5 protein-coding genes are annotated in these 3348 nt (G+C 47.0%); all 5 read right to left on the reverse strand.

Annotation, left to right across the window (positions count from 1 at the left end; translation table 11 throughout):
• A partial coding sequence (locus QZZ43_RS05430) for a hypothetical protein (protein WP_291856911.1) occupies window positions 1-1130 on the reverse strand: 1130 nt, incomplete at its 3' end.
• Between the two features lie 60 nt (window positions 1131-1190).
• Window positions 1191-1814 carry a hypothetical protein gene (locus QZZ43_RS05435; protein ID WP_291856912.1) on the reverse strand — a complete coding sequence of 208 codons (624 nt, stop codon included), beginning with the start codon at window positions 1812-1814 and terminating at the stop codon, window positions 1191-1193.
• Window positions 1815-1828: 14 nt separating this feature from the next.
• A complete protein-coding gene (locus QZZ43_RS05440; protein ID WP_291856913.1) occupies window positions 1829-2296 on the reverse strand; it encodes a hypothetical protein in 468 nt (155 codons plus the stop codon).
• Window positions 2296-2472 (reverse strand): hypothetical protein, encoded by a 177-nt coding sequence (locus tag QZZ43_RS05445; RefSeq protein ID WP_181872129.1) that lies wholly within the window; start codon window positions 2470-2472, stop codon window positions 2296-2298. Before QZZ43_RS05445 ends, QZZ43_RS05440 begins: the two co-directional genes overlap by 1 nt.
• Before the next feature lie 12 nt (window positions 2473-2484).
• A partial coding sequence (locus tag QZZ43_RS05450; protein ID WP_291856914.1) for a hypothetical protein occupies window positions 2485-3348 on the reverse strand: 864 nt, incomplete at its 5' end.

Below are 3348 nucleotides of genomic sequence, written 5' to 3' on the forward strand. Positions count from 1 at the left end.
TGTTCCGGTGAAATGGTAACCGGTTTGTTCTGTACGTTGGTATTCCAATCTGCTCCAACCGTTGCTCTCTCTTCAATACCTGCCAGCTTCTCTGCATCGACCTGTGGATAGCTGTTCTTGGCTTTTGAGGCTTCAATGGCTGTAGCCTGTTCTGCGGTAATGGTGACAGGTTTGTTCTCGAGCTCATTGTAATCACTGGTCAGGTTCAGGTCATTTTCCAACTGGGAGAACTTGGTGGGCACGGCAATGTCGATGTTGCCATCCGGGTTGGTCACAAAACCACCATGCACCTCAATACCACCATTGGGCATATAAACCGGACTTTTCTCGGCAATGAGCAAATCTTCCACGTTTCCGGCTATGATCATTCCCCCACTCAGGGATTTTACAATGGTCTTGGGGCGAAAATCGGGCGCCGACTTACTGCGGGCAATGTTGATAAACGAACCAACCGATGCCTTATCCATGATGGAATCCTGAACGTCCCGGCTCATTTTAAAATAGGTATCGGAAAACACAATCTTGTTGTACCCCCGGTCAATGGTGCAACACTGGTTAACCTTGGCATCGAAACAGCAATCGTCGATGTTGATGGTACTGTTCAAAAAGGTGATGGCTCCACTCTCCGAATCGAAATACTCAAAGCGTATGTCGGCAAAGTTGACGGCACTGTTGTAAATCTCAATGGCTTTGTCACTTTGGAAAACCACCGGTTTCACATAGGTGCCGACTGTTCCATCCACTTTGTTGGTAAGCGATTTGATGTTGATTTGATAGGAGAAATCCCTTAGCACCAGCCATGTTCCCAAATCATTGATGTAGGTTCCGTTTTCAAACATGATGTCGATACTGGCCTTCTCGTTGGTGTGGTACTTCAACGCCTTGGGCAGGGTGTCGAACAAACGCTGGAGCTTGGAAAAAGGTGTGCCCTTGGGAATGATGATGGCCTTTTCATCAAGGCTGTATTTAAAACCGGTTACCTTTTGGTCTTTGGCCATGTCGAACACGCCCTGAAACACTTTGTACTCGCCATGTTCCATGCCCAGATAAGCATAGTTCCCGTCGCTGGCCCATTCGCCTTTTTTAAGTAGTGGAGGCGTATCTCCACTGAACATTTTTATCGTTGCCATATTTGAAATTTTCTATTGTTTGCTGTCGTTTAAAAAAATTATTGGCTCCCTTCCTAAGGGTTAAATCATAGCATAAGCCTTATCAAAAAGCTCGTTGGAGATGTAATTGTCCCCGTTTTCCACCCGGCTGATAGAATGAACCAGCAGTCGAAGTGTATTCTTAGAGGGAAGCAGCTTGGTAGTTTGAGAGACTTTTAAATCCTTACACACGGTTTGGATGTAAGCCGCCGTATTGTTCTCAAACTTTGGTGCATACTCGGAAATGAGCGTTGGAACGGTGTTTTTCCCTTTTTCAATGTCGTGCTTGAGGTCTTTAATCATGGCACGGATGCCATACTCCGGAGCAATGAACATTTCAAAACGGCGATCTTTGTTTTGGTCCTTGGGAAGTTTGCCTGTCCATTTGATGTTGGTGTAAATCAAATTGCCCGGATTGTTGTTGCGAATACCCCTTGGTGCTGTGGACAGGTAATCATTGCCGCCCTTCCAGTTGCGAAAGTTTGCCGGCAACCGATTGTTATTGGTGGTCAAAATATTGGCCGGACTGACATCAGAACCACGTGGGGGCAACAGGCCACGTTTTTGCCCGTTCCGTCTTCGAATCAGCAAAACGGTGGTTACTATTGCCCCGGTGGTCAACACCCCTCCCGAAATGAAAAATATCTTCTTGTGTCTCTTATCCATGGTTGCATTGGTGTTTAGATAGGAATTCCCCACTGGTCGAACTTGGCTTTGATTTTGGCAATCTCCCGGTCACTTAACTCAAAGCGCAGCCAGCCCAGCAGGTTGTAATTCTGGCCGATCAGGGCTGTGCGGGTTCCCCAGAGGTATTGCTTCATGCCAAAGGCTTTTATCACCAAAAGCATGTCGTCTTTGGTGGAGATTTTTCCAATGATGTTGTAGATGGTCTTTTCATCCGTTCCGAAATCCAGCATAGCCCCGTAAAGGGTATTGGCAAACAGGGCTGCATCGGATGGCGAGATGGTCAGGTTCTCTTTTTGGATAACCGTATCTTTAAGTGAAGGTGCTACCCGGGTCGATGTGCCATCGGGGTTTCTTTTGAACATCCGCTTGATAAGATAAATCCCCGTTCCAATGGCCAGCACCGGAACGCCTATTTTGATGCCCATCCCAATCATGGCTGCTTTATTTACCAATCCTGTCATCAGATGAATTTTAAAGCGGTTTTAACGATTTGTGGATTCTTGGCTACTTTCTCCAAAAGACGGATAATGTCCCGCTGTTCCACCTTGTTGACCGCATTTTGAATGAGATTGCCTACTTTCTGAACCGTTTCGGGGGATTCAGCTTCAATGGTTATGCTGACTTTAAATTTTTTCATATCTCTTGTTTATTAATTGTCCGATTCGTTGTTTTCCAGCTCCATCGCTTCTGGTTGTTCCGCTGTGGTTCCCTTGATGGATTGGCTCAAAAAGGCCAGTGTTGGGTTGATGAGTTCGGCTTTATCAAGGCACAACCCAACGATGTTGGCGATTTTGGCCACTTCCGGCAGTTCCCATGTGGCAAGTGCATCGGAGAGGTTTTTAATGATCTCGGCTTTTTTCTTATCCTCCGGAGATTGCGGTGCGCCGATCTCGCTTATCTCCACATTGGTTTGTGGCAATGAAGCATCATCCATGGGCTCATCCACAATGCCCAAAGCACCTTTGAGCTCCTGTGGAGAAAGGCCAAGTAGTTCTGCTGTTTTGGGGCTGTTGCTCAGAAGCCTTCCCCCAAGAGTGGCTACTGCGCCAATAGCCACTCGTTTCATCAGCTCGTTAGGCGCGTACCCGGCCAGCCGGTTTTCCAAATCGGTCTTTTCGGTTTTGAGTTCCTTGTTTTCATTGAGGAACCGCTCTTTCTCCACACGCAGTTCGGCATTTTCGCTTCGCAGTTGCTCGTAGCGTTCCTGAAGTAAGTTGAACCGGCTCTCAAACTTAAAGTCGTCCAGCTGTTTTTGGTAGTTGATCCTATCCAGCTCTTTGTTGTTGCCCGAGATGGTATTGAATAGTCCAAACAAGCCTTCAATGCCTTGCAATCCTTCGCTGTTGCCGGTGAACATGCCCAGAAGGCTGTTCAAATCACCCAGTCCGTTTTGAGGTTTGGGAATCTGGCCTATTTCGGCCTTGATCAGGCTTTGGATTTCTTCCTTTTCCAAGGTTGGCTTGGGAGGATTCAAAAGACCACTTACATTGACTGTGTAGGTGTTGAGTTTACG

Origin of the sequence: Marinilabilia sp. (assembly GCF_016278715.1) — a bacterium.
Taxonomy (GTDB): Bacteria; Bacteroidota; Bacteroidia; order Bacteroidales; family Marinilabiliaceae; genus Marinilabilia.

Excerpts from the sequence above, each read along its gene's own strand:
- QZZ43_RS05435 (WP_291856912.1), bottom strand. The coding sequence starts at position 1,814 with ATGGATAAGAGACACAAGAAGATATTTTTCATTTCGGGAGGGGTGTTG.
- QZZ43_RS05445 (WP_181872129.1), bottom strand. The coding sequence starts at position 2,472 with ATGAAAAAATTTAAAGTCAGCATAACCATTGAAGCTGAATCCCCCGAA.
- QZZ43_RS05440 (WP_291856913.1), bottom strand. The coding sequence starts at position 2,296 with ATGACAGGATTGGTAAATAAAGCAGCCATGATTGGGATGGGCATCAAA.